20 protein-coding genes and 2 pseudogenes are annotated in these 24888 nt (G+C 42.6%); 7 read left to right on the top strand and 15 right to left on the bottom strand.

All coding sequences use genetic code 11. From position 1 onward, the window contains the following. Positions 1-49 precede the first annotated feature (49 nt). Both WDM69_RS07130 and WDM69_RS07125 read left to right on the top strand, forming a co-directional pair. Positions 50-1201: a 4-phosphoerythronate dehydrogenase gene (locus WDM69_RS07130; RefSeq protein WP_338755216.1), complete on the top strand. Its 1152-nt coding sequence runs from the start codon at positions 50-52 to the stop codon at positions 1199-1201. Between the two features lie 186 nt (positions 1202-1387). Further along, entirely contained in the window at positions 1388-1717 is a 330-nt protein-coding gene (locus WDM69_RS07125; protein WP_338755215.1) for a hypothetical protein, read from the top strand. Positions 1718-1848: 131 nt separating this feature from the next. On the opposite strand, the gene WDM69_RS07120 is transcribed toward WDM69_RS07125, so the two are convergent. The 5 genes from WDM69_RS07120 to WDM69_RS07100 form a co-directional block, all read right to left on the bottom strand. Then, positions 1849-2541: a DoxX family protein gene (locus WDM69_RS07120; protein WP_338755214.1), complete on the bottom strand. Its 693-nt coding sequence runs from the start codon at positions 2539-2541 to the stop codon at positions 1849-1851. A gap of 44 nt (positions 2542-2585) precedes the next feature. Further along, positions 2586-3536, bottom strand: a complete 951-nt coding sequence (locus WDM69_RS07115) for a DNA-binding domain-containing protein (RefSeq protein WP_338755213.1) — start codon at positions 3534-3536, stop codon at positions 2586-2588. Between the two features lie 10 nt (positions 3537-3546). Further along, positions 3547-4515, bottom strand: coding sequence for a DUF692 domain-containing protein (locus tag WDM69_RS07110; RefSeq protein ID WP_338755212.1), 969 nt, complete (start codon positions 4513-4515; stop codon positions 3547-3549). Positions 4516-4672: 157 nt separating this feature from the next. After that, positions 4673-4972, bottom strand: a complete 300-nt coding sequence (locus WDM69_RS07105; protein WP_338755211.1) for a hypothetical protein — start codon at positions 4970-4972, stop codon at positions 4673-4675. 51 nt (positions 4973-5023) lie between these two features. Further along, on the bottom strand, positions 5024-5311 hold the full coding sequence (locus tag WDM69_RS07100) for a hypothetical protein (RefSeq protein WP_338755210.1): 288 nt from the start codon (positions 5309-5311) through the stop codon (positions 5024-5026). Between the two features lie 473 nt (positions 5312-5784). Here WDM69_RS07100 and epmA point away from each other — a divergent pair, with 473 nt between their 5' ends. Then, the gene (gene epmA / locus WDM69_RS07095) at positions 5785-6741 is read left to right on the top strand and encodes an EF-P lysine aminoacylase EpmA (RefSeq protein WP_338755903.1); all 957 of its coding nucleotides are present in this window, start codon (positions 5785-5787) and stop codon (positions 6739-6741) included. Positions 6742-6860: 119 nt separating this feature from the next. Next, positions 6861-9932 carry an insulinase family protein gene (locus WDM69_RS07090; RefSeq protein WP_338755209.1) on the top strand — a complete coding sequence of 1024 codons (3072 nt, stop codon included), beginning with the start codon at positions 6861-6863 and terminating at the stop codon, positions 9930-9932. 55 nt (positions 9933-9987) lie between these two features. On the opposite strand, the gene WDM69_RS07085 is transcribed toward WDM69_RS07090, so the two are convergent. Continuing rightward, the gene (locus WDM69_RS07085; protein ID WP_338755208.1) at positions 9988-11301 is read right to left on the bottom strand and encodes a DUF3734 domain-containing protein; all 1314 of its coding nucleotides are present in this window, start codon (positions 11299-11301) and stop codon (positions 9988-9990) included. Positions 11302-11474: 173 nt separating this feature from the next. After that, positions 11475-11663: pseudogene (tnpA, locus tag WDM69_RS07080) on the bottom strand (IS200/IS605 family transposase); the annotation flags it as partial. A gap of 48 nt (positions 11664-11711) precedes the next feature. Between tnpA and WDM69_RS07075 the strand changes: the two are divergent. The 3 genes from WDM69_RS07075 (at position 11712) to WDM69_RS07065 (ending at position 16234) form a co-directional block, all read left to right on the top strand. After that, positions 11712-12815 (top strand): transposase, encoded by a 1104-nt coding sequence (locus WDM69_RS07075; protein WP_338755207.1) that lies wholly within the window; start codon positions 11712-11714, stop codon positions 12813-12815. Positions 12816-13132: 317 nt separating this feature from the next. After that, a complete protein-coding gene (nfuA, locus tag WDM69_RS07070; protein ID WP_338755902.1) occupies positions 13133-13762 on the top strand; it encodes a Fe-S biogenesis protein NfuA in 630 nt (209 codons plus the stop codon). Between the two features lie 225 nt (positions 13763-13987). Beyond that, positions 13988-16234, top strand: coding sequence for a TonB-dependent receptor domain-containing protein (locus WDM69_RS07065; RefSeq protein WP_338755206.1), 2247 nt, complete (start codon positions 13988-13990; stop codon positions 16232-16234). A gap of 129 nt (positions 16235-16363) precedes the next feature. On the opposite strand, the gene WDM69_RS07060 is transcribed toward WDM69_RS07065, so the two are convergent. From WDM69_RS07060 to WDM69_RS07025, 8 genes and pseudogenes are all read right to left on the bottom strand, one after another. Beyond that, complete coding sequence (locus WDM69_RS07060) at positions 16364-17377, bottom strand: adenosine kinase (RefSeq protein ID WP_338755205.1); 1014 nt, start codon at positions 17375-17377, stop codon at positions 16364-16366. 39 nt (positions 17378-17416) lie between these two features. Beyond that, positions 17417-17860, bottom strand: coding sequence for a universal stress protein (locus tag WDM69_RS07055; RefSeq protein WP_078308048.1), 444 nt, complete (start codon positions 17858-17860; stop codon positions 17417-17419). 302 nt (positions 17861-18162) lie between these two features. Beyond that, entirely contained in the window at positions 18163-19335 is a 1173-nt protein-coding gene (locus WDM69_RS07050; RefSeq protein WP_338755204.1) for an RNA-guided endonuclease InsQ/TnpB family protein, read from the bottom strand. 151 nt (positions 19336-19486) lie between these two features. After that, a pseudogene (locus WDM69_RS07045) lies at positions 19487-19849 on the bottom strand (YaiI/YqxD family protein); the annotation flags it as partial. Positions 19850-19854: 5 nt separating this feature from the next. Further along, positions 19855-21120: a 5-(carboxyamino)imidazole ribonucleotide synthase gene (locus WDM69_RS07040; protein ID WP_338755203.1), complete on the bottom strand. Its 1266-nt coding sequence runs from the start codon at positions 21118-21120 to the stop codon at positions 19855-19857. A gap of 82 nt (positions 21121-21202) precedes the next feature. Then, on the bottom strand, positions 21203-21763 hold the full coding sequence (purE, locus tag WDM69_RS07035) for a 5-(carboxyamino)imidazole ribonucleotide mutase (RefSeq protein ID WP_078308042.1): 561 nt from the start codon (positions 21761-21763) through the stop codon (positions 21203-21205). Between the two features lie 560 nt (positions 21764-22323). Beyond that, positions 22324-22947, bottom strand: coding sequence for a 2OG-Fe(II) oxygenase (locus WDM69_RS07030; RefSeq protein WP_338755202.1), 624 nt, complete (start codon positions 22945-22947; stop codon positions 22324-22326). A gap of 109 nt (positions 22948-23056) precedes the next feature. Then, positions 23057-24769: a formate--tetrahydrofolate ligase gene (locus WDM69_RS07025; RefSeq protein WP_338755201.1), complete on the bottom strand. Its 1713-nt coding sequence runs from the start codon at positions 24767-24769 to the stop codon at positions 23057-23059. Positions 24770-24888: the final 119 nt, after the last annotated feature.

Below are 24888 nucleotides of genomic sequence, written 5' to 3'. Positions count from 1 at the left end.
ATCACACACTTATCAGTGCTTGCCTTTGACCACAGTTAAGGTGGTTTTTATGAAAAATACGCTCAATACTCCTCACCTCAATGCTCTTCACATTGTGGCTGACCAGAACATTGCTTATTTACAAGACTATTTTAATTTACCAATATTGGGTGTGCCTGTTAAAATAACTGGCATGGCAGGGCGAGAGATAACCGCTGATGTGCTTGCCAAACATCAGCCCGATGCGTTACTCATTCGCTCAGTAACCAAGGTGGATGCCAAGTTGTTGGCAAACAATGACAGCGTACAGTTTGTTGGGTCAGCAACCATTGGCACTGACCATGTGGCAACCAGATATTTGGCAGAGCGTGGCATTGGTTTTGTTAATGCCATAGGTTGTAGCAAGCATTCGGTGGCTCAATATGTGTTGACCGCCATTTTGACTTTACGCCCACAGCATTGGCATCAGCCCATGACCCTTGGCATCATTGGCATGGGTAACATTGGCTGGACGTTAGCACAGTATGCCACTGATTTGGGTTGGCAAGTTTTGGCGTACGACCCTTTTGTTTCTGTTGTTGATAAACAGGCAGAGCGGATAAAAATGGCAAGGATAAAACAAGTGGATTTGCCAAAGTTGCTGACAAATTGTGATGCCATCAGCTTGCATGTGCCATTGACCAATGACAGTCAAAGCCCATACCCCACCCATTGTCTGATAGATGCCAATGCTTTGGCCATCACCCCCGTTGATACCTTGCTGATAAATACGGCTCGTGGGCAAGTGGTGAATGAAGCGGACTTGTTAGCAGACATGATAAAGACCAAACGCCAAGTGGTGCTAGATGTGTTCGAACATGAACCTGTGGTGAGTGTTGATTTGCTAAAACGGTTACACATTGCCACACCACACATCGCAGGCTACACACTGGAGGGCAAATTGCGTGGCACGCAGATGATTTATGATGGTTTGGTTGAGCATTTTGGATTAAACCGCCGTCAAGACATGGTAAACTTATTGCCTAATAATCCATACCACTGGCAACACTTAAAACAGCACCCAAACCAATTACCAGCATACTATGACATTATGGCAGATAATCAAGCCTTACACGCCAAAATAACAAAACATATTAACCATGTCATCGGAGCAGACTTTGATGCTTTAAGAAAAAATTACCCACTACGCCGTGAATGGTGTTCAACCATATCTGAGATATGAAAAAACCACTCATATTGTGAATATGGGGGTAAATTTTTTTTCCATAAATTATTGCCTTATCGTTATTTTTTATGTACTCTTTGTCTGTGTTTTAATTGTTTGTGTTTTAATTGTTTGCGTTTTAATTGTTTGCGTTTTAATTGTTTGCGTTTTTAGTATTGATGTCTTAATTGCTTGGAGAATTTTATGAAAACTGTCTCAAAACTTTCAACTGTTGCGGTCATTGTAACCACTTTATTGCTACAAGCATGTGCCACCCCACATGTTGTGGAAGTCAATAAGCTTAGTGATGCAAACTTATCGTGTACTCAACTAAAAGCAGAAATTGAGGAAGCTAAAATGTTTGAGAAAAAAGCACGTGATGAGCGTAAAGTAACAGGTAAGAATGTTGCTGCCGCTGTTTTATTTTGGCCAGCTTTACTTGGTACTTACAGTAATACAGAAGAAGCCATCAATGCTGCCAAAGACCGTCAAAATACCTTAACCAAAATATATCAACAGAAAAATTGCCGTTAATGTGTTAATGTCATGGTGGACTTGAAAGTAGTTAACTAACTCAATAGAAATTATAAAACCCTCCTTTGTTAAGATGGCAAAGGAGGGTTTTATTTGATGAGAGATTTAGATAAGGGGTTTTATCTTTGTTTTTATCGTCTTTGTCGATATTCTATCCAATAATCAACACTCAAAAAACGACCACCACCATACATCAGCAAAAATAGTAGAATTAAAAAATATGTTGAAGCAAATTCAATGCCATTTTGTAAAATGATGAAGTTGCCCATTTCAGTTAGCCATTCATAATTACCATGTTCTTGTAAGATATGGCGTGCCATGGTAAGCCGTTCATTTACCTGCTCACTGGCAGTGATGCTGACTTGTGCTGATGATGACCCAAACCAATCAAAAAATCGTGCAGTACTGGTTGAAGCATCAGATGGAGCGATTGCAAACCAACCATTTTTAAGATGTACCGTCCATGCTGCCACCACCATGGTGATTGCCAACATCAGGCTAAACACACGAGTCATGACCCCAAATAATAAGGCAAATCCCCCCACAAACTCTGCCAAAATAGTTAAGCCTACCAGCACAGCAGGCATGGGTAATCCTAACCCCCAATCGGCATTGCCATACCACTCAGCGGTGCTGGCAAAATTCTGCCATTTGTTTAAACCTGCGATGATAAAAATAGGAGCAAGATAAATCCGTGCCAATAACAAAGGGATAAAATCAAGTAATGTCAGTTGTTCTATGACACGATTATATGTTATCGAAGTTTTTCGGATAAGACAGTTGTCTTGTTTGCAGGTTGGTATGTTGACTGAAGTTTTTGACATGATTCATTCACACAATTCATTCATATGATTTATTATGGTAAGATTTATTGAACATAAAGTAGCTGTTTTGTTACCAAATCTGCCACCAATTCTTTAAAAAATGTCAGCATATCATCATTAAACTCACCACCAAGTAAAGGCAGAAATTCTTTTAATAACTCACTGTCATTGGAAAAAATGGGTCTTGATGTTATCTGTGGTATTTGAGTTTGCTTTTGTGATGGTTGCTTTTGCAATTTTTCTTGTACAAAATCTAATAACACAAAGGTAACAGGGGTTAAGTTGAGTGTTTCAATGCGTGTTTTAATGCGTGTTTTAATACCATCGCCATCTTGATGTCGATACATGGCTAAAAAAGTTGGCTCTGGCATCATGTTCTGCCATTCATTGCTTGAAGATGCTGATTGAAAAAAAGCTGGTTGATTAAATTGTTGTACAGGGTATTGATATTGCAAAAGCAGCAAACTGCCATTTAGTCTGAGTTGTGGCTGTTTTAATGGGTGGGCTGTTGAATTTTTGATTGATGTGTCTGGCCAGTAAGGCATTATCGGTGCAAACATGCGGTTTGGAGCAATGTCAGTTTGCAGTTCTGCCCATTCAAAATGAGCAAGCTCTGGCAAAAATGCTGGCAAGTCAAATGCTGGTAAGTCATCAGTCATGTGTTGGGAATCTGTGGTGATTTGAGCAATGAATTGAGTAAATTCATCATTAATATCAGTGAAATAAGGGCTATCCATCAGATGATGAGCGACAAACTTTTGACACAGTTCGTCAAAAACCTGCTCACCGACCACTTGTTGGCATAAGGGAAAACATTGTTTGGGAAAACTTAATATGCTGTTTTTGACCAGTTCTTGATATAAAGTACCAACACGTTTTGGCACAAGTGCTTCATCTTTTGTGGTGTGTGTGCCACGGCGTATATATGCCCCAAACGTTTGTTGAAAATCTGCCAAATCAGATTGTTTAGGTTGATTGTGGGTGATGGTGGACATGGGCATAATTTCAGACCGCTTGGCGAGAGTAAGTTTTTGTTTGATACGCTTTAATCATTGAAGCTTCGTCTAACAATTCTGCTAAAGGCGGAAAGTTAAAATCACGCTCAAGGCAAGTTGGGATATCTTTTGCTTTTTTACCTGTGGCTTCAATCAAGCCATAAGCATCATCTAATAAGCTCCAAACAGGGTCAATGACTTTATTGCCATGTGTGTCAATTAAGAACCCATCAGGCTCAACATAATGTCCTGCCACATGCAGATAACACGTGCGTTCAAGTGGTAATTCACGTAAATACTGATGAGCATCAAAGCCAAAATTATGACTATTGACATAGATGTTATTCACATCTAAGTGTAGCAAGCAGTTGGCTTCTTCACAGATGGCGGTGATGAATTCGCCATCGCTCATGTCGCTCATTGTTGGGCGAAAATAATAAGATGCGTTTTCAAAACCAATCTGTTGTCCCATGATGTCTTGTGCTTGTTTGATTCGGGTTGATACCAGTTTAACCGCCTCTTGGGTGCAAGGAATGGGTAATAAATCATACAGATGCCCAGCGTCATCGCTACACCAAGACAGATGTTCAGTGTAGAGCTTGATGTCATGGGTTGTCATAAATGCTTTGATGTTTTTTAATAAGTTGCTGTCTAATTGACGGCTACTACCAATAGATAACGATAAGCCATGGCAGACAAAAGGAAAACGTTCGGTAAATTCACGTAATATGCTGTCATAAGCACCACCCATCTGACCATCTTTGGTTAGCCAGTTTTCAGGCGATAGCTCAAAAAAATCCAATACAGATAGGTCGTGTGTGCGTAATTGCCCCACAAGGCTACGACGAAAGCCAAGCCCTGTGCCACCAAGTTTTTGTTTTTCATTGCGTTTTTTACTTTTGTTGCTTGTTGTGCTTTGATGGTTGGTGGCGGTGTGTCGTTTGTGCTGAGTAACTTTGTGTTGGTTAACTTTGTGCATGACAAAAAACCTTGTCGTATTTTAAATCTGGTCGTATTTTTTTGTGGTGTGTTGGGATTTTTAAAAACCTGTATGGATAAATACAGGCTTTTAGTGTTTTATGGTTGTTAACAATAATGATGATTATTAACACTGTGGTTAATGTTAACGATGAATGTCAGTGGCTTGCACCACATTTGGCTTCACCGCACATGCCTTCGCTACAGGCAGCTTCAGTAACTTTGTTGGTGCTTGCACCACATTTTGCCTCACCACACACGCCTTCACTGCAAGCAGCTTCAGCAGTTTTGGCTGATGTGCCTATGTTTTGTTGCGTTTGTACATCTTGTGTGCTTTGTGGGGTATTGGCTGTTTGAGTACTGCCAAAGGGGTTTTGAGTACAAGCAGTAACACCAAGTGTTGCCAGTGATGCGGTGGCAAGGGTTTTGGCAAGGGTTTTTTTGGAAGAAAGTTTCATAATAATCCTGTTCTATGGGTTAATGGCTGTTCTATTCTTCTATTCTATGGGTTAATGGCTTGCACCGCATTTTGCCTCGCCACACTTGGCTTCGGTATTTTTACTTGGGGCTTTACTGGTTTTGGTGCTTGCACCACATTTGGCTTCACCACATTTTGCTTCAGTGTTTTTAGCTTTGACTTTGGCAGCTTTTGCCTTAGCCTGTAGACAGGCTCTGTCATCTTTTTTACACTCTGTGGCTTGGGCATTTTTTGCCGTGAAAGGGTTGGCATGTGCCACGGTGGTGGATAATAGTACCGCAGAAGCTGCCAATAAAGCGGATTTGTTCAATGTTTTCATGGTAATGCTCCAAGTTAATTCAGTTTAGGTTCAGGTTTAAGTCAATCTTAATCCCAGTACATATCGCATCTGCATTGTATTTGTTATTTGTGTCTGTTTTATGTAATTTTTGTAATTATTTGCTAATATTGGGGTGTGTTACTAATTTGGTACAAATTCGGCATGACAGTTTTTTATGGGCTAAAAATGCCCATATTTGGCAAAATGGTGTTTTAGGGATTTGTTTTTTGTGGTTTTGCTATAATAATGAATGGTTACTTTTAAATGGTTGCTTTTAGTTGTTGCTTTCATTCATTGTACTTTCATTCATTGTACTTTCATTCATTGTACTTTCATTCATTATTGTTAACTTTTATTCATTATTAATTAATAGGGGACATGTTTGTATGCTTAATCATCATGGTCATGATAAGTTTTATGGCTTAGCGACGGATACTTTTGATTCCACCACCACCTCCACCAATTTTGCCCCTATGATGACTCTTGGTATGGCAAAAAAACGAGCGAATTTACTCGCTAAGATGCGTCAATTTTTTGCCCAGCGTAACGTGCTGGAGGTTCAAACCCCTTTGCTGTCGCAAGCAGGCAATACCGATGTGTATCTACAGTCTATCCCTGCTGATGCCACTTATTTAGACAGATTAACCCGTTTTTATTTGCACACATCTCCTGAATTTGCGATGAAACGTTTGCTTGCCAGTTGGCAAGTGCCGATATATCAGATTTGTCCTGTGTTTAGAGACAATGAGCGAGGCAGTCGCCATAATCTTGAGTTTACCATGCTAGAATGGTATCGCCCTAATTTTGACTTAAGTCAGTTGGCACAAGAGCTGACGCAGCTGTTAGAGCTGGTGTCAGGGCAACAGCAAATACTTAGCCACTATCGTTATGTCGATGCGTTTATGGATCATGTTGGCGTGCATCCGTTAACCAGTAGTACCACCGTATTAAAGGCGGTGGCAGAAGACAAAGGAATTACCCATCACCTGCCTGAATCGGGCGTGGATGAGCATCAGATGTGGCTGGATTTGTTGTTTAGTCATTTGGTTGAGCCAAATTTGGGGCGTGAGTTGCCAACGTTAATCGTTGATTATCCTAAAGCAACGGCAGCGTTGGCTCGGATAGAAAAAGACAAAGATGGTCATGAAGTGGCCAAACGTTTTGAGTTGTATATCAATGGCATTGAGATTGCCAATGCTTATGATGAGTTGGCAGATGCTAAGGCATTGCAACAACGCTTTGAGTTGGATAATCAAATGCGTCAAGCCCAAGGATTGCCAGTGATGCCAATAGATAATGCCTTGTTGCAAGCGGTGGAGCAGATGCCTGTCTGTAGTGGCATTGCTTTAGGGGTGGATAGGTTATTAATGGTGCTGACAAACTCAAACCACATTGATGAGGTGATTGCTTTTGGCAGTGATAGGGCTTAAATGGTTTTTATCAATTTTTTATTGTCTTGAAATTGTGGCAATTTCCCCCATATTCATTTGCCAATCTATAGATAACAAACCATAGATAACAAACCACATACTTTTAGGTACGCCATGACATGAATACCAATCAAAAAAACAAGTTTAGTATCCACCCAGCCTTTGAGTTACTCTCACATCATAGCATTGACGCTTTATCATTGGACGTGTTGGTTTGCCAGCACAAGCAGACAGGGGCGATACATTATCACCTTGCTCACCCCAGTGATGAGAATGCGTTTTTGATTGGTTTTCGTACTCAGCCCATGGACTCAAAAGGCGAGGCTCATATTCTTGAGCATACCGCTTTGTGTGGCTCAGCCAAATATCCTGTGCGTGATCCGTTTTTTTCGATGATTAAACGGTCACTCAATACGTTTATGAATGCCATGACAGCGGCTGATTGGACAGTATACCCCTTTGCCACACAGAACCGTAAGGATTATTTTAACTTGCTGTCGGTGTATTTAGATGCGACATTTTTCCCCAATATTGACCCATTGGATTTTGCTCAAGAAGGCATTCGCATTGAACTGGACGAGGCAGACAAGCCCCAATTTAAGGGCATTGTGTTTAACGAGATGAAAGGGGCGATGAGTGGTGAGATTGACCAGTTGTATCATGCCATTGCTCACCATCTGTTCCCTACAACCACGTATCATTACAATTCAGGTGGTGATCCTGCCAAAATTCCAGACTTGACCCACGAAGAGCTTGTTCATTTTCATCAAAGCCATTACCAGCCGACCAATGCGGTCATCATGAGTTTTGGTAATATTGCGGTTGCAGACATTCAAGACAAATTGCATCATGATGCGTTGGTTAGGTTTGATAAAGGGCAAAAACACCGCTCAGTACTGGAGCAATCATTCACCGCTCCTGTGGTGGCAACAGAGCATTATGGTGTGAATGAGTTGACTAAAGAGCAGACGCATCATGTGTTGGCGTGGTTGTTACCGCCCATTGTTAATCCCAAAGAGCGTTTGGCATTGCGGTTGCTTGAAGGGGTGCTGACAGAGCATTCAGGGTCGCCTTTGCGAGCTTATTTAGAAAGCCATTCGTTGGCAACTGCCCCCAGTCCGTTATTGGGGTTAGATGACAGTCATTATCAGATGGTGTTTTATGCAGGGGTGCGAGGTTCTGAACCACAGCATGCCAAAGCGATAGAACAAGGCATCATGCAGTTATTGACAGACATGGCTGCCAAACCCATTGATGATGAAGAAATAGAAACCATTTTGCACCAAATTGAGCTTAATCAGCGTCATATCGGTGGCGACAGCATGCCTTATGGGTTAAATTTGATGCTAGAGGCATTTAGCACCGCCATTCATGATGGCAATCCCATTGATGTGTGGCAGATTGATGAGCATTTAGCATGGCTACGTGAGCAAGTCAAAGACCCCACATGGTTGCCCAGTCTGTTACAAAAGCATCTGGTGGATAATCCCCATCGAGTGCGTGTCAGTCTTGTGCCTGATGACAAACAAGCCGAACGCTTGGCAAAAGAAGAACAACAGCGTCTAGATGCCATCGATAAGACTTTGAGTGAAGCGGATAAAGCCCATCTGCGTGAGCAAGCGGTAGCATTGGCTAAGCGACAAACCACGCCAGATGACTTAAGTTTATTACCCAAAGTGGGCTTAGAAGACGTGCCAAAGTCCATCAGCTTGGCAAAGGGCAGTACTAAGTCCATTCGTTTGGCAGGGCAAGACACCACCTTGTATCAATATGAAACAGGCACGAATGGCTTATATTATCATCAAATCATTGTGCCATTGGCAGGGCGTGATGACATCATCAATCATTCGCTGTTGCCCATCTACCTTGCCTTATTGACAGAACTGGGGACAGACAGCTTATCTGCAAGACAGATGCAAGCCAAGCAAGCATCATTATCTTCTGGGATAACTGCTCGCATCAGTCAACGCACCAGCATCAATGACCCTTGGCGGTTACAAAGTTATTTTGTCATGGCAACCAGAGCCTTGGTAAGCAAACCACAAGCCATCAATTTGTTAAAAGAGGTGATGTTAGAGGGGGTGTTTAGCGAACATGACCGCATCAAGGAGTTGCTAAAACAAAAGCAGAATGCTTGGCAGTCAAGCCTTTCTCGGTCAGGTCATGCCTATGCCATGCAGACCGCCAGTCGTGGCATGAGCCGACAAGCCCAGATAGAATATGTGCGTGGTGGCTTGCCTGCGTTAAATGCCCTAAAAGCCTTTTTGACTCAAGCCAGCACCGATAAGACTGCCTTTGATGTGGCGTTTAATCAATTATCAAATGGTTTAATGGCATTGCATCAAAGCATCATCAACTTACCCATGCAAGCCATCTTAGTGGCAGAAGCTGATGATTTGCCAATGCTGACCGAACACTTAATCAATGCTTGGTCAGACACGCATCAGACAGACGCATGTCAAGCTGAAAAGCCATTGAACAGCGATGCCATAAACAGCGATGCCATAAGTAGCCACTTGCCACCTGCTTTTGTGCAGACAATACCAGAGCTGGCAAATGGACAACTGGTTGGAGAAGTCAATGAAAAACAAAGGGTGGCGGAAGATTTGGCTTGGTTGGTTGCCACCAATGTCTATCACAATGCCAGCAGTTATCCTGTACCCCCTGCCAATCACGCTGATACCCCTGCTTTGATGGTGCTTGCTCCCTATTTGCGTCATGGTTATCTACACAGTGCCATTCGTGAGCAAGGTGGGGCATATGGTGGCGGAGCAAGCTATGATGCCGATGCCTGTGCTTTTAAATTCTTTAGTTATCGTGACCCACAATGTCAAGCAACATTTGAACACTTTACCAACAGCATTGACTGGCTGTTAACCACTGAGCAAAAACCAGAACAGCTACCAGAACAGCTAGAAGAAGCCATTTTAGGCGTGGTGGCAGGCATGGACAAACCAGGCTCACCTGCAGGGGAAGCCGTCAAATCTTGCTTTGCAGATTTACATGAGCGTGGCGAAGCTTGGCAAAACGCCATGCGAGCTAAAATTTTAGCGGTAACTTTAGATGATTTACGCCGAGTGGCGAAAACCTATCTTAAAAACCAACCACATACCAAAGCCAGCCTAGCTCCTTATGATAAAGCACAAGATTTACAGGCATTGGGATTTGCTGTTAACAAGATAACTGGCTAAAAATAGGTAACTGGTTAAAAACAGATAACTGGCTAAAAAAGGTGATGAGTTAACGCTAGCGTCCTGCTTGTGATAACTCACGGCGTTTTCGGTGAATGTCGTGAGTGATAAAAATTTCATCATCTTCTGGCATGTCAAACCATTGTGGATAAGCAAAGGTAGACTGGATATCTTCTAGCCCACTTTGCCAATGGTCGAGCATGGTTTTTCGGCTAAATTCGTAGTCTTTATAGCCTTTTTGGTAAGATTTGCTGTGATAAATCAGCTGAATGACGTTTTTTACCCCCACCTGGGTGAATTGGCAAGCATGTTTAAGCAGCTCTTTATGAGCTGGGGTTTTGATACAATCAGGCGTGTTTTGAATGACATCAACCAGTTGGTTTATCATGCGATTGTATTCAAGCTTTTGTTTCATTAAATCGGTAATCATGCGAGTTTTACTGGAATATTGAATGTCTTTGATGCGTTCGTCAACCTCCAACATGTTCTCTGGCACAATGCCTTTAGCGTCCCACAAATCCACTTGAAAAATTAACTGGTTAAGATGTTCTTCATGATTTAGGATTTCATTTAATGGGGTGTTGGAGACCATGCCCCCGTCCCAATAATAGTCACCCTGTATCTCCACCGCAGGAAACCCAGGGGGCAATGCCCCTGATGCCATAAAATGCTCAAAACGTAGTGGTTGGTCAGCGTTGCAAAAAATTTCAAAGTTACCTGTACGGACATTGACCGCAGAAACCGTTACTTGCAAACGCTCAGGGCGATTGATTAAATCCAAGCAACAATGCGACGCCAGCGTATCTTTTAGCTTATCAATGGTATAGTAGCTTAAATGATTGGGCGTGGTTGCAAACGAAAGCTGATGGCGTGGGCGAAAAAATCCCTGTTGACCGTAAAGGGCAGTTTCAAACGCTTCAGCACTGGACTCAAGCATTCTTAGCTGATGTTTTAGCAGACCATTATCAACCAACCATGGCATCGATTGTGCCATCATGTCAAACTGACCAACAGTGTTGAGCCATTTTAATGACATATCAAATGGATTAAATCCCAAACCAAAATAATTACTTTGTGTGATGGTATTCCAAAAGCTTTTTAGTGCGTCCACACAATCTTCTGGGTGATTGCCAGCGATGATGGCGGTATTTAATGCCCCAATGGAAATGCCAGAGATGCTGTTAATCGAAATGCCTTGGTTATATAACCCTTCGTAGATACCAGCCTGATAAGCACCCAATGCCCCACCGCCTTGTAACAGTAAGGCAATGTGGTCGTATTGTTGTAATTTATCAAGTAATTGTGGGGTATAAGGGACAGACGTGACAAGCGTGGGGAAGTTGGTATGTTTTTGGTAACGATTGGTCATCAGTGCAAGCCTTTTTATTGACGTTTTATCTTTATCGATGTTTTATTAAGCCAGTTTTATTCAGTTGGTTTTATCCAGCGTTGCCTTGTATCCACCCACTTCAGGGGGTGGATACAAGGCAACTTAAGTAGTTATGCTTACGCATCGACCGCTGTTTAGTGTGGCGTATTTTGCACATGGTCATCCTCACCGTCAAACTCCACAAGCTCGGCTTCAAACTTTTTGCACACACCATCAAAGATAGCCTCAAGGTCATCAAGAACTTGTTTGGTGAAAACTGCTCGTCGATACTTTGTCACAAAGACCAAATGCACATGAAGATTGTAAACAACGTGCCTACCACGTCTTAAATCGTTTGACACATAATTAGACCAACTGTAAAATAGAAAAATTCAATTATACCTAAACCCATGAAAACCCTCAAGCTACGCATCAAAGACAAACACGCAAATCAGCTAAACAAAATAGCTGGCAGTGTTAACTATGTGTGGAACTACGTTAATGAATTAAGTTACAAGCACCTACAACGAACAGGCAAATTCTTTAGTGCCTATGACCTAAATACTTACACCAAAGGCAGTGGAGAACTATTAGGCTTACATTCCCAAACCATTCAAGCCATTAACGAAACCTATGCCAAAAGCCGTAAGCAATTTAAAAAGGCTAAACTTAACTGGCGAACCAATAACCCAAAAGCCAAACGCAAAAGCCTAGGCTGGATACCCTTTAAAAAGTCTGCTATTAAGTATCTAAGCACAAGACAAACAGGCAAAAAAACACTTAAATCAACCATACAGCTATCGCTCTCTAAGGGTCAAAAGCTCATCATAGATGTCTTTGATAGCCATAACCTAAGCCTATATCAAATCAACACGCTTGAGATAGTACAAGACAGCCGTAACCGATGGTACGCCTGTATCACCGTCAAAGACTATCCTAAAACCACTTGCGGAACAGCCAGCGTTGGCATTGATTTGGGTTTAAAAGACAGTGCCACCACCTCAAACGGTGATAAACTACAAATCAAACAAACACTCAAATACGCCAAAGACTTAGCCATTGCCCAAAGAGCCAAAAACAAACAACTTGTCAAGGCAATTCATGCCAAAATCAAAAATACAAGGTTAGACTTAATTCATAAATTCACCACCCAATTAGTTAGGGATAATGCCTTAATTGTTGTTGGTGATGTTAAATCACGCTCATTTACTGCTAAGAAAACCAAACTCGCTAAATCAACATACGATGCTGGTTGGTTTGAACTCAAACGACAACTGGAATACAAATGCAAGCATGCAGGTTGCCGTTTAGAAATCGTAAATGAACGATACACTACCCAGACCTGTTCGTGCTGTGGCGATATGTCCAGTAGTCCGAAAGGTAGAGCAGGTTTGCGAATAAGAGAATGGACTTGTGCAAAGTGTAGTACATGGCATGATAGAGATATTAATGCCGCTAAGAACATTCTTGCGGTCGGGCTTGACCGTCTGGGAGCAGGAATCCCCTCACTTTAGGGAGGGGAGGAAGTCAATAAGCCAGTCATCAAACTCAACCAACTCACCTTAACAAAAATTAATCAGCAATAAAAGCAGTTTTAAAAGCAGTTTTGCTTAGATAATGATTTAGGTGATTTGCTTGGATAAATCGTTGCCAAGACTGTTGCTAAACAAGATTGTTACCAAATGATTGCTAAAATTGTTGCCAAATCTGACTTATTGACTCAGGATTGCTTGATAAATGTTATAATGCCACCATTATTAATGGCTAATCAGAGACAAAAAACAACGCTTTTTAATCCTGCCACCCTAAATCCTATCAATCTAGGAAACCCATCATGACCGACACCACAGACACACCCCTAAGCAGTAATATCCAAATCACCGAATCTGCCCAAGGTTATCTGACCGAGCTACTTGCCAAGCAGGACACCGATGGCATCGGTGTGCGTATTTTTGTGGAGTATCCCGGCACACCACGGGCAGAATGTTGCATGGCATATCGTCAGCCTGATGAACATGATGACACAGATTTGCGTTTGGATTATCCAACCTTTTCAGCATTTATTGATGCCCATTCCATTCCTTATCTACAAGATGCGGTGATTGACTACAACAAAGACCGCTTTGGTGGTCAGCTTACCTTTCGAGCCCCTAACTCTAAAGTTCCAAAAGTGGGTGAAGATGCCAGTGTTGAAGAACGCATCAACTATGTGTTGCAATCAGAGATTAACCCAGGACTGGCAGCTCATGGGGGCATGGTAGAGCTACTAGAACTGATAGAAGAAGAAGGCGTGGGATTGACTGCGGTGCTGAAGTTTGGTGGTGGTTGCCAAGGCTGTGCCGCTGTGGACGTTACCTTACGTCAAGGGGTGGAAGTGCAACTTAAACAACAAATTCCAGAGCTGACACAAGTGGTGGACGAGACCGACCACACCCATCGTGAAAATGCCTATTATCAGTAGCTGTTTGGCAAATCAGCACATTGCCCCACCAAGAATATTGACCCATCAAAATTAACCCAGCAATCAACACTCACCTAACAGCAGTTAAGCAGTTAGGTGAGTGTTTTTTGTAAAAATTTAGAAATAGTAATTATTATTATTTACATTGTTGTTATTAAAGTTTATAATCACAAACATTGCTAACCATTCTGATACATGACTGACATTCAATAGGAGTAAATGCTTATGGTTAATGTTTCTAAAACCACATTAAGCTTAGCAGTTGCAATGGCTTTGACAACTCAAATGAGTGTTGCTGCACCACAACAGCCAACCACCCAGCTTGAGGCGTTAACATTTAAAGCAGATCGCATGGGGGCTAAGAACAGCACTGACGTTGTGACCACTGAGACTCAAGACGAAAGCACCGCCACAGATTTGCGTGGTCTGTTACAAGGTGAGCCTGCCATTGATTTCGGTGGCGGTAGTGGTACTTCTCAATTTGTCAGCATCCGTGGCATGGGTCAAAACTCGATTGATACCAAAATTGATAATGCCTATACTGACAGTCAGTTTTTGTATCACCAAGGTCGCTTTATGTTAGACCCCAAAATGGTTAAAGTGGTCAAAGTACAAAAAGGGGCAGGCTTTGCCAGTGCAGGCATTGGGGCAACCAACGGTGCGATTGTTACCAAAACCTTAGATGCTGATGAGCTTTTAAGAAACAGCGACAAAGATTATGGCTTTAAAGTTGGTGCAGGCTTATCAACCAACAAAGGTCATTCTTATCATGGCAGTGCCTTTGGTAAAGCACAGACAGGATTTGGTCAGGTAGATGCTCTTGTCTCTTATAACAAAGTAGATGAAAGCGACTATAAAGGCGGTAAAGGGTACACCAATCTGTTGGGCAATGATGTGGTTACAAGAAGTGCCTTAGATAAATCCAGCTTCCTTGCCAAGGCAGGGCTAACCACTGGCGATCATCGATTTGTGGTCAGCCATTTAAACCAAACTCATAAAGGCATCCGTGGTGTGCGTGAAGAGTTTGACTTCGCCAATCGTGACTTGACGATAGACATAGAAGATAAAAATAAGAAAAAACGTACCGAAGCAGAGCTTCAGGCAGCATTGGATACAGAGTATCCAGGCATGGGTTATCGGCTTGGTAAAGAAATAAATGGTAAAGATAATAAGGTGGTCGGTTATCATGTGGTCGATGCCAATGGCAGACAGGCGCCTGATTTGGACAGAAACCGCCCAGCTTATCGTGAAACCATTCAACAGAACACCAACTTAGAATACCAAGGCAAACTGCCCTTAGGTAACGTTACTGCCAATATCTATAAGCAAGACAATCTACGTCATGATTCTGCCAATAAGAAAAATGGCTATTTGGGTGGTTTTGAAAAGCCTGTTACCAGCAAGTACATCACCCATGGGGCAAACTTTAATATCGATACTTACCCAATGACCGATTTGGTTGTCAAATACGGACTTAACTATCGCCATCAAGAGCTGATTCCTGCTGAGAAAAAACGAAAAGGTGATGAAGCTGAAATCGGTAAAAAACGCGAAAAATTTCCCTTACCAGTTGATATCATCAATCAAGAAAAAACTGATATTGGCGTCTATGCCGAAGCCATCAAAGATTATGGCCCTTGGACGCTGACAGGTGGCTTGCGTTATGATGCCTTTAAATTCACCGCCATGGATGGTAAAAAACGCAAAGATGGTAACATCAACCCAAGCTTGGGTGTGATTTACCAAGTCAACCCTGATTTGAGTGTCAATGGTGTGCTGAATATGGCAACACGCAGTCCACGCATGTATGATACCTTGTTGGCTCAAGGTCATCGTGGCATCGTGAGCATTGGTAGTAATACCAAGGCTGAACTTGCTAAAAATGCTGAGATTGGCTTCAACTATAATAATGGCACAGTGTTTGCCGATGGCAGTATTTTTTATCAAAAAACCGAAAATGCCTTAGGTAACTTTGCTGATTCCCGTCATGGTGTTTCAATTACTTCTATTCAAAATGTTGGACATATGACAAACAAAGGTTATGAGCTTGGTGTGGGTTATGCTCAAGGGCCGCTGACTGGTCGTATTGGGGTTTCTGAAAGTCGTCCTGAGTTGGTGGGCGTGCAGTTAAGTGGCAACCCAGAGTTTGCCCTACCTGTTGGTCGCACATGGACAGCATCACTTGGCTATAAGGTGATGGATAATCTGGAAGTTGGCATCAACAATAAGAGCGTTCAAGGCACTGACCGTGCTGTGTTATCACACAAAACAGAACCTGAATATCGTCCAGGTTACAGTGTCAGCGACATCTATGCCAACTGGAAGCCTTATGGCAATGATAAGATGAATGTGAATTTTTCAGTGAACAACGTCTTTGATAAAAACTATCGTCCACATAGTGAGCGTGCTTCTGTTACAGCACTAACTGGGGCAGGTCGTGATTTCCGTGTTGGGGTGAACTTTACTTACTAACCACTGAACCACATTAATCACTAACCACTTATTTGCGTCTCTCCACGCCGACTGGTAAATCTTATTTGCCAGTCGGTTTTTTTATGGATATTTGTGATGATGTTGGTGATTTTTTGTTGATTTTAGTGGTTAAGACAACACTTGCTTGGCAATTGCTTGATATTGTAATGGCTCTAACCGAGCGCCAAACTGTTGTACCACTTGACTGGCAACATGGCTGGCAAATTTGCCACACTGGGCAAGCGTGTGTCCTTGAGATAAGGCGTATAAAAATGCCCCTGCAAAATTATCCCCTGCGCCATTGGTGTCTTGTACTTTATCCACGACTGGCGTATTGATGTGTGTCAGATGGGTCTTATCATCAGCATCTTTTTGCCCAATGACACAGCCATTACCGCCTTGAGTAACCACGGCAAGATGACAATGGTGCAGTAATTCTTGAACACAAGCATCAACTGATTGCTGTTTGGTAAACAATTGGGCTTCTTCAAGGTTACAAAAAATCACATCCACACCGTTACCAATCATATGCGTTAGCCCTGCTTTAGCAACGCTGACCACCGCTGGATCAGCAAAACTGACGGCAATTTTTTTATTTTGGCGACAGGCTTGTTGGCGTAATTTGCTGATTGCAGAAGCCATCTGCTCTGACATGGCAAGATAGCCTTCAAAATACAGCCACTCACTGTCTGTTAATATGCCAAAATCGATGTTTTTCTCATCAATGTCGCTTGATGCCCCCAAATGCGTTTGCATGGTGCGTTCACCATCGTCGCTGACACATACCACACAAGTACCTGTGATTTTGCCCTGATGAATGGCCTGCTCACTGGTATGTACCCCAGCGTCGTTAAGATTTTTTAGATAAAATGTGCCTTTGTCATCATCACCCACTTGGCAAGTATAATGGCATTTGCCCCCAAGGCTGGCGATGACATACATGGCATTGGCAGCTGAGCCACCACCCATAAGCTGACTGGGTTTAAGACCAAGGGCATCAAGTTGGTGCAATAAGTGTTGTTGTTGGTTGGCGTCTGCTAGGGTCATATTGCCTTTTTTTAACTGGGTGCTTGCCAGTTGGGCATCGGTTAAACGGTATTCGTGGTCAACCAAAGCATTGCCTATTGCCATGATGTGATACATGTTTATCCTTAAGATGATATTGATGGTGATTTAAGTGGCTCATAATTGCACGATAAAGACATCACAGTTAATGTCTGGCAAAATGTTATCGATGGTTGTGCCTTTAAGTAAGGCAGATAAGCCATGACGCTCATGACGTCCAATAATCATTAAATCCACCTGATGACTGTGGCAATAGCTGATGATGCCGTTACTGCTAGAGATGGCGGTATTGATGTTGATGTTACCACTGTCGATGTCATGTCTTTTAAGCAGCTCTTGTGATTTTTGTTGGGCAATTTGTTGGCGTTTTTTATCCACACCGTCATAAATGCTTGAAGCTGGGATTAACTCATAACCAAAGCCCACCATGTTATCTTTGACCACATGCAAAACCGATAGTTGAGCATTAGGGTGGGCATTTAGCATCATTTTGGCTTTAGCAGCGACAAGGTCGGCATCATTTTTTAGGTCGGTAACCAGTAATATGTGTTGGTAGTTCATACAGATTCCTGCTTTTTAAGTGTGACTTTTTAAGTGTGGCATGTGTGCTGTCATCTCACCAGACGATTTAACGCATCAGCGAAGGCTTTTTTGTCTTTGCTGCCATAGGGCTTTTGTCCAGTTTTTGCTGTCTCTTGTGGATTAATCACCGTTCCTTAAAACCTACCTAAATCTACCCAAAGGCAAATTTAGCGTTTAATTCCTACTTCAACGTTGTTTGCCTTATTCGTTTGAACTTGGACTTACATCAACTCCATAGGCGTTTTTAATTGGGGATAGAACTTACCCACCAACGATTAATATTAAGATAAAGTTAAAACCTTATCTGCCTGATTTAAAATATTGATACTTGCATTAATATCACGGTCATGATTGGCATGGCAACTAGGACAAATCCAATGTCTAACCGCAAGTGTCAAGTTTTCTTTTGCCATAATAAAACCGCAATTTGAACAAGTTTTAGAGCTTGGATAAAACCTGTCCAATTCTTTGACTGTCTTGCCCCATTGATTTGCTTTATAAATAAGTTGCCGTTTAAATTCATAAAATCCCAAATCATGGATAGACCTTGCAAGCTTGCGATTTTTAACCATACCTTTGATGTTAAGGTTTTCAATGCAAATCACATCAAATCGTTTTACCAAATCAGTTGTGAGTTTGTGTAAAAAGTCTTTTCTGATGTTAAAGATTTTAAGGTGCAATCGTGATAGCTTGGTTTTCGCCTTTTCACGGTTGCTACTGCCTTTCTGCTTATGACTAAGTTGTTTGCTTAGTCGCTGTAATTTTTTAAGTTTATGTTTAAGTGGTTTTGGGGCTTTGATTTTTTTGCCATCTGATAGTGTGGCTAAATCGGTAATGCCTAAGTCTAAACCGACTGATTTACCTGTTTTGGGTAAAGGTTTTTGTGTGTCATCTAATTCAACAGCAATAGACACAAACCATTTACTGCCCTTTGTAAAGACTTTGGCGGATAGGATTTTACCGTCAAAGCGTAAGTTTTCACGCATTCTTACCAAGCCTAGATTGGGGATTTGAATAAAAGGCTTGTCTTTTTTAAGTTTTAATTTAAGTTGGTCGTTGGAAAGAGAAAAGCGGTCATTGACGCCTTTCTTTCTAAATTGGGGATATTTGCTTTCACCTTTAAAAAAGCGTTTAAAGGCATCGCCTAGTTGCATAATAGCAAGTTGTGGGGAGCATTTGGTAACTTCAAGCATAAAGGGGAATTGTTCACGCTTGATAGAATTAAGTTGTTTTCTTAGTTTACCTTGTGATGGTTTGTTAAGTCGGTTTTCGTCAATGGTTATGCCTTTGGCTAGGCAGTCATCACGGTATTGTTTGTCTTGTTCATATTGCTTTTTCCACTCGCTCAATGCCCAATTATAGGAAAATCTGGCAACACCACAAGCCTTTTTGAGATGGGTGGCTTGGGTGTTGTTGGGGGTTAGCTCTATGATGTGTCCACGAATGGTTGTCATTGTAGTACTGCCTTAACAAGCACACCTATTTGGTCTCATTTGCGTAAGGTTGAGATGGACACGCCAAGTTGTTTGGAAGCTTCGTTGATACTGATTAATCTATTCATTTGGATATTATAAGATAGATTTAGTTAGATTTCAAGAAACAGTTCAAAGCCCCTGTGCCACGCATCATGTCCATAAAATCACGCATGTTTAGGGCTTGTTTGATGTTGTCAGCGGTGTATGCTTGCCCTCGTGTGGTGATGACAGATGCCCCTTTATTTATCGCATCGCTGGCAAGTGGAATGTCATTGGTAATCACCAAATCCCCCCGCTGACAGTGCTTAACGATGTGAGCATCAGCCACATCAAAACCTGCTTCCACCACTTGCAAGCCAATCAAGGGTGATTTGGGTAATTTAATGGCTTGATTGGCAACAAAAATTGCAGGCGTTTGTGTTCTGATGGCGGTTTTTCCTATCAGCTCACGGACGATGACAGGGCAGGCATCGGCATCTACCCAAATGCTCATGCCCATCAGTCTAAGCCAACCTTGTTAGGCAATGACGCAATCAATGCTTGTAAGGCAGGCTCTAGGTCGCTGACGTCGTTGGGCATCACAGTGATGTGGGCAATCTTACGCTCGGTGCGTTCTTGTTTATGATAGGTATGATAATGACAGCCATCAATCGCCAATACTTTATCGATATCAGGATATTGGCCCAAGACATTTATCATCACAGATGGATGTACATTGTCAGTATCGCCAAGTGGCAGACCAACCACCGCACGGATATGGTTTTCAAATTGGCTGGTTATCGCCCCTTCAATGCTCCAATGTCCTGAATTGTGTACTCGTGGGGCGATTTCATTTGCCAACACAATCGGCATGCCATCGGCATTTTTGCTAACAAACAGCTCTAACGTCAACACGCCCACATAGTCCAAATGGGTGAGTAATTTGGTAATGGCATGGTGAGCTTGTTCTTGTAATGTTCCCACACCCACAGCAGGGGCTTGGCTCTTAGCAAGGATACCATTGTGATGATAATTTTCTACCAAATCATAACAACGCACTTGCCCATCTTGTCCTCGAACAGCGATGATAGACACTTCACGACTAAAATCAATAAGACTTTCAGCAATCAAAGGGGCAGGCGTGGCAGTCAATGAACCATCACCAGTAACGGCAGAGCCTAGCTTTTGCCAAGCGGTGATGACATCATCATGATGACGGATAATAAATTGACCTTTGCCATCATAACCGCCACGGCTTGTTTTAACGACCAGTGGTAGACCCAAGGTTTGTACCGCTTGGTTCAGTTCTTCTTTGTTATTGACTGGCATAAAGGGGACAGTGGCAATGTCCAGTGCATTAAATAACTTTTTTTCTGCCAGACGGTCTTGAGCGACTTGTAGGGCATAAGCTGGGGGATACATGCCGTATTTGTGTGCGTCATCAGCATCAACATTGGCATCAACATCAATGTCAGTCGTTGGGTTAGGTTGAGACAATTTTTGTAGCCATTGCACGGTTTTGACAGGAACGTTCTCAAACTCTAAGGTAAATACGTCTGCATGATTGGCAAAATCTTCAAACTGTTGGCTACTATATACCTTGCCATACAAGCTGGCAGGGCAATTAGGGCTGTCTTCCAAAAACACACAGCGATAGCCAAGTGGTAAGGCGGCTTGAGCCAGCATCATACCCAGTTGCCCACCACCCAAGATGCCAATGGTTTTGATTTTGGTTGCCTTGGTGCTTATGTTTGTGGTGGTTTTGGGGGTTGGATTGGTGGTCATAATGCTGTCTTAATCAATAGGTTTTAATAAAAATAGGTTTTAACCATCGCTTGTCAATGTTTAAAAATCCGTTTGTCAATGCTTAAGAATTGATAACTCCCGGTATGGGGCTGGTTAAAATGGTCTTCGTTTGTTGTTCACGAAATCTGTCTAATTTATCAGCCAAAGACGCATCCTGCAATGCCAAAATTTGTATCGCCAACAAACCAGCGTTATACGCTCCTGACGTACCAATCGCCAGTGTCCCTACCGCCACCCCTTTGGGCATCTGTACGATAGACAGCAGACTGTCCCAGCCGTTTAGGGTAGATGACTTGATTGGCACACCAAGCACAGGCAAAGGGGTTTGGCTGGCACACATTCCTGGTAAGTGTGCTGCCCCACCTGCCCCAGCGATGATGACTTGTAGTCCGTTGTCTTTGGCAGATTTGGCAAAATCAAATAATCTGTCAGGGGTGCGATGGGCAGAGACCACTTCACAAACAAATGGCACATCAAAGTCCGCCAATAACTGCACCCCAAGCTTCATGGTTGCCCAGTCTGATTGTGAACCCATGATAACGCCGACTTTGGGCGTGCCTTGTGGGGAAGTGATGGGGGCGGTTGTGAGCGGTTGGTTTTTGTCTTTATTTATGGCATTCATGGTCAGTTTTTTCCGTCCTAAAACGCTTCATCATACCGAAATTTGGCGGTGAGCAAAAGGGGTAGGGGCAATAGAGAACGTAAAACAATAAAAAACCCTGTAACAATTGCGATGACAGGGTGCTAAATGTGGTAGGACCATGGTGAAAGAACAATGCTTGCAAAATTAGCTTTTGTTTCTAAGCCACGCATGTGGTGGTGAACAAGCATTCTAACCGATAAACATAAGTCATATCAAGGCTTATCGTAAAAATAACCTTTTTTACCCTATTTTTTTGCCTTGATGTAACTTGTTGATTTTTATCATGTTTTTAAATAACGAAAAAATAAGGGTCATGATAAGTTCTCTTCTACCTAATCACGTCTTAGCCAGTCACAACTGATAAAAATTATGGGCATGTCACGGGTGTACTTGTTCCCAACCATAAAGTGGCAAAGACACACAGATATCCTATCCACCTTACAAAAGTATAAAGTATATTGAAATTTTAGGTGGTCAAGTCCGCATCATCGCCAAAATGCCCAGTGGTCAACATGGGGTGATTGTTCTTCATGGGGTGATTATCTTCGCATCCAAGTGGCGATGGAATGGCGTTGGCGGTTGGTGATTTCCACTTGGTGCATTAAGTCACTTTGGAACAGCACCAAGCGATTGGCCTTTGGTAAAATGTGGTGCTGACTATCAGACAAATCAATTAAGCTTAACCCACCACCGTCCTCATCACTCCAGTCATCATTAAGATAGAACACCGCTGAGAGTATCCGCTCATGACGTCCTTGTGGGTTGTCTTGATGCCATTGATAGCCAAGCCCAACAGGATAATAGGCGTAATGGGCTTCGCTGTGTTGAATGCCAGTGTACAATAAGCGGTTACACAGTTTAGCCAGCTGGTCAATGCTGGCTAAATAATGACTGCCAAAAACACACTCTTGGTTTATCCAGCGGGTTTTATCACCACGGATATGGGTTATTTGTTCACCCTTGGTCAAGGAAGCTTGTTGATATTCACAACTGCCACTTTCAAGTTGCAATGCCTTTAATGCCTTGTCAGTGAACACATCATTTAACACCACAAACCCTTGATTGGCCAATCGCTCTAAATGAGCATCAGTCAGCTGTGCTTGCCAGTTCACCACAAAATCATCAACGGTGACTGATTGGGGCATCTTGATGGGGGATTGCATAAAAACAGCTCCTTGGGCTTTTGTATTCTTTGGGCTTTAATCTGATGCCACAATTTAGTTAATCCGTTAAAACCAATCAGTTAAAATCAATCCGTTAAAACTTAGTCAGTTAAAACAGTCCTATAATCTCACCATCATCATTCACATCAATGCGTTGTGCTGCTGGCTGTTTGGGCAATCCTGGCATTCGCATGATACTGCCACAAATGGCGATGATAAAACCTGCTCCTGTGGCAATGGTCAAATCACGCACATGAATGGTAAACCCTTTGGGTCGTCCCAATAGTTTGAGGTTATCGCTGAAAGAATATTGTGTTTTTGCCATACAGATGGGCAGTTTATCAAGTCCTAATTTTTCTAAACGGCGAATTTGATTCAGCGCATGGCCACTCAGCTTAATATCATCTGCCCCATAGACACGTTGACTGATGGCAAGGATTTTGTCTTTGATGTTGTCATTGACGTCATAAGCAAACCCAAATGATGATGGGGCTGTTTTTGATGGGTTGTGTTTTGATTCATCGGTGAGTGATAATACCTTTTTGGCAAGTTCGATACCGCCTTGACCGCCTTTTTCCCACACATCGCATAACGCCACACTGACCCCCAAACTTTGACAAGCTTCTGTTATCATGTCGATTTCTGCTTGAGTGTCGGTGACAAAACGGTTAATGGCAACCACCACAGGCAGACCAAAAATGCCTTGCATGTTATCTATGTGTTTTAGCAAATTGGGCAAACTTTGTTGCAATGCACTTAAGTTTTCTTGTATTAATTCATCTTTTTTAGCACCACCATTGTATTTTAATGCTCGGATGGTGGCGACAATCACCGCCATGTCAGGTTGTAGTCCTGATAAGCGACACTTGATGTCGCAGAATTTTTCAGCACCAAGGTCAGCGCCAAATCCTGCTTCAGTGATGCAATAGTCGCTTAAATGCAAGGCAGTTTTGCTGGCAATCACCGAGTTACAACCGTGGGCAATGTTCGCAAAAGGTCCACCATGCACAATGGCAGGTGTGCCTTCTAGTGTCTGTACCAAATTGGGTTTGATGGCATCTTTTAATAAGGCTGTCATTGCTCCATGTGCGTGTAAGTCTTTGGCATAGATGGGCTGTTTGTCTCGGTTGTAAGCGACAAGCATGTTGCCCAATCGGGTTTTTAAATCGCTTAGGTCATTTGCCAGGCAAAACACCGCCATGACTTCCGATGCCACCGTGATGTCAAAACCATCTTCACGAGTCACACCGTCAGTGGCCTCACCACAACCGCTGATGATGTTGCGTAATTGACGGTCATTCATGTCGATGGCTCGCCGCCACAGCACTCGTTTGGGGTCAATATTAAGGGCATTGCCTTGATAGATGTGATTGTCGATTAGAGCTGCCAGTAAATTATTGGCTGCCCCAATGGCGTGTAGGTCGCCAGTGAAATGTAAGTTAATGTCTTCCATGGGAATGACTTGGGCATGGCCACCGCCTGCTGCCCCACCTTTCATGCCAAAAACAGGGCCTAAAGATGGTTCACGCATGGCGACCATGGCAGTTTTACCTGTTGATGGGGTCAGCTGATTAATGGCATCTGCCAAACCGATGGTAACGGTGGTTTTACTCTCACCTGCTGGGGTTGGGTTGATGGCGGTTACCAAAATCAGCTTGCCATGTCGATTGGGCAGGTTGGCCATGTCTGTTAAATCGATTTTTGCTTTATGCTTACCATAGGGAATCAGATGTTTGGCTGACAGTCCGATTTTGTTACCAATGTCATCAATGGGTTTGATGTCAGCGTTTTGGGCGATTTGATGGTCATTTAGCATGGTCATGGCGGTTTTCCTTTTTATGTGAGTTCATATGAACTTCCTGCAAAACCACAATTTTATTAGGTTCAGATTTTTTATAAAAGCCTTATACAATAAGAATAATCCGATTATTGGTCATCAGT

Origin of the sequence: Lwoffella lincolnii (assembly GCF_037201985.1) — a bacterium.
Taxonomy (GTDB): Bacteria; Pseudomonadota; Gammaproteobacteria; order Pseudomonadales; family Moraxellaceae; genus Psychrobacter; species Psychrobacter lincolnii.
The sequence above is the reverse complement of the archived record's forward strand: the minus strand, read 5'-3'. Positions and strand labels throughout refer to the sequence as shown.

Coding starts and splice junctions, on each gene's coding strand:
- WDM69_RS07100 (WP_338755210.1), bottom strand. CDS start 5,311: ATGAAAACATTGAACAAATCCGCTTTATTGGCAGCTTCTGCGGTACTA.
- WDM69_RS07065 (WP_338755206.1), top strand. CDS start 13,988: ATGGTTAATGTTTCTAAAACCACATTAAGCTTAGCAGTTGCAATGGCT.
- epmA (WP_338755903.1), top strand. CDS start 5,785: ATGATGACTCTTGGTATGGCAAAAAAACGAGCGAATTTACTCGCTAAG.
- WDM69_RS07110 (WP_338755212.1), bottom strand. CDS start 4,515: ATGCACAAAGTTAACCAACACAAAGTTACTCAGCACAAACGACACACC.
- WDM69_RS07040 (WP_338755203.1), bottom strand. CDS start 21,120: ATGACCACCAATCCAACCCCCAAAACCACCACAAACATAAGCACCAAG.
- WDM69_RS07115 (WP_338755213.1), bottom strand. CDS start 3,536: ATGTCCACCATCACCCACAATCAACCTAAACAATCTGATTTGGCAGAT.
- WDM69_RS07125 (WP_338755215.1), top strand. CDS start 1,388: ATGAAAACTGTCTCAAAACTTTCAACTGTTGCGGTCATTGTAACCACT.
- WDM69_RS07055 (WP_078308048.1), bottom strand. CDS start 17,860: ATGAACTACCAACACATATTACTGGTTACCGACCTAAAAAATGATGCC.
- WDM69_RS07090 (WP_338755209.1), top strand. CDS start 6,861: ATGAATACCAATCAAAAAAACAAGTTTAGTATCCACCCAGCCTTTGAG.
- WDM69_RS07050 (WP_338755204.1), bottom strand. CDS start 19,335: ATGACAACCATTCGTGGACACATCATAGAGCTAACCCCCAACAACACC.
- WDM69_RS07085 (WP_338755208.1), bottom strand. CDS start 11,301: ATGACCAATCGTTACCAAAAACATACCAACTTCCCCACGCTTGTCACG.
- WDM69_RS07060 (WP_338755205.1), bottom strand. CDS start 17,377: ATGTATCACATCATGGCAATAGGCAATGCTTTGGTTGACCACGAATAC.
- WDM69_RS07025 (WP_338755201.1), bottom strand. CDS start 24,769: ATGACCATGCTAAATGACCATCAAATCGCCCAAAACGCTGACATCAAA.
- WDM69_RS07120 (WP_338755214.1), bottom strand. CDS start 2,541: ATGTCAAAAACTTCAGTCAACATACCAACCTGCAAACAAGACAACTGT.
- WDM69_RS07105 (WP_338755211.1), bottom strand. CDS start 4,972: ATGAAACTTTCTTCCAAAAAAACCCTTGCCAAAACCCTTGCCACCGCA.
- WDM69_RS07030 (WP_338755202.1), bottom strand. CDS start 22,947: ATGCAATCCCCCATCAAGATGCCCCAATCAGTCACCGTTGATGATTTT.
- WDM69_RS07130 (WP_338755216.1), top strand. CDS start 50: ATGAAAAATACGCTCAATACTCCTCACCTCAATGCTCTTCACATTGTG.
- purE (WP_078308042.1), bottom strand. CDS start 21,763: ATGAATGCCATAAATAAAGACAAAAACCAACCGCTCACAACCGCCCCC.
- WDM69_RS07075 (WP_338755207.1), top strand. CDS start 11,712: ATGAAAACCCTCAAGCTACGCATCAAAGACAAACACGCAAATCAGCTA.